This window comes from Halomonas sp. SL1, assembly GCF_003030865.2.
GTDB classification, from domain to species: Bacteria; Pseudomonadota; Gammaproteobacteria; order Pseudomonadales; family Halomonadaceae; genus Halomonas; species Halomonas halophila.
In genome coordinates this window covers 1-1,454 of record NZ_PYUQ02000034.1, presented here as the reverse complement: position 1 = coordinate 1,454, position 1,454 = coordinate 1, and the positions used below count along the sequence as shown (strand labels likewise).

General features: G+C 59.6%; 1 protein-coding gene. It reads left to right on the top strand.

All coding sequences use genetic code 11. The features are described 5' to 3' along the window. Positions 1-51 precede the first annotated feature (51 nt). A protein-coding gene (locus C9J49_RS16730) for an IS3 family transposase (protein WP_107182528.1) occupies positions 52-1,418 on the top strand; the annotation gives its coding sequence in 2 pieces (ribosomal slippage) (positions 52-514 and positions 514-1,418; 1,368 coding nt in all). The last annotated feature ends 36 nt before the right edge of the window (positions 1,419-1,454 follow it).

The window sequence follows — 1,454 nt, the reverse complement described above, 5'->3', positions numbered from 1 at the left end:
TGAACTGCACCCCGAAAGTTGGACACCCAATCCAACCTTCGGGGTGTTTCTATGCGGAATCAGTACAGCGACCAGTTTAAGTTGCAAGTGGTGCAGCAATACCTGGATGGGGATGCCGGTCTAGAAGTGATCGCCCACCAGCTTGGTCTGGACTATTCCATGGTCAGGCGATGGGTGGAGCAGTACCGGCAGCATGGGCCTTCAGGATTGCGCCAGACACGCCGTCACTACAGCCCAGCGTTCAAGCGCGAGGTGCTGGAAAGGATGTGGCACGACGGCTTGTCGATCCGGCAGGCTGAGGCCCTGTTCGATATCCGTGCCGCTGGCGCTATTGGCAGATGGGAGCGCCAGTACCATAGTGGTGGCCTAACCGCCCTGGAACCGAAACGTACGGGACGCCGCCCGATGCCCCAGAAGCCCCCATCTCCACCGCCCGAGCCTCCCTCCGATGGTGAGCGCTCCCATGAGGAGCTGCTCGAGGAGCTGGCATATCTGCGGGCGGAGAATGCCTATCTAAAAAAGCTCGATGCCTTGACCCGAGAGAAGCAGGCGACGACACGGGGCAAAAAGCCCAAGCCGTCCAAGGGTTAAGGCATGAGCACCCTCTGGCGCTGCTGCTGCGTGCGGCAGCGCTACCGCGCAGCACGTTCTACTACCAGCTCAAGGCCCTGGGGGCTGGCGATCCGTATGCGTCTCTGAAGGCGCGTATCCAGACGATCTATGATCACCACAAGGGACGCTATGGCTATCGCCGTATCACCGCTGTGCTGCGCCAGACAGGCGAGGTGGTCAACCACAAGACCGTCCAGCGGTTGATGCAACAGCTGGGCTTGAAGTCCCTCGTTCGCCCCAAGCGGTATCGGGCTTATCGAGGCGCCGAGGGCTACGCCGCCCCGAATACGCTACGGCGTCGGTTTCAGGCCCAGGGGCCGAATCAACGATGGGTGACCGACATCACCGAATTCAAGGTCGATGACCAGAAGCTCTACCTGTCACCGGTCATGGATCTGTATAACGGCGAAATCATCGCCTTCCAGACCGGACCACGACCGGTATTCGGCCTGGTGAAGCAGATGCTGAGGCGCGCCTTCGACCGGCTTAGGCCGGGCGATCGGCCTCTATTGCACTCGGATCAGGGTTGGCATTACCGCCACCCCAACTATCGTCGCCTGGTGGTGGAGAAACGAATACTGCGCAGCATGTCACGGAAAGGGAACTGTCTGGACAATGCCGCCATGGAGAGTTTTTTCGGCACCCTGAAAGCCGAGTACTTCCACCTGAACCGGTTCGACACCGTTGAGCAGCTGCAGCAAGGCATTGCCGACTACATCCACTACTACAACCATCAACGAATCAAGCCGAGACTAAAAGGCCTGAGCCCCGTGCAATACAGGACTCAGGCCATGGCCGCCGGTTAAGAGAACCAACCGTCCAACGATTGGGGGTCAGTTCAC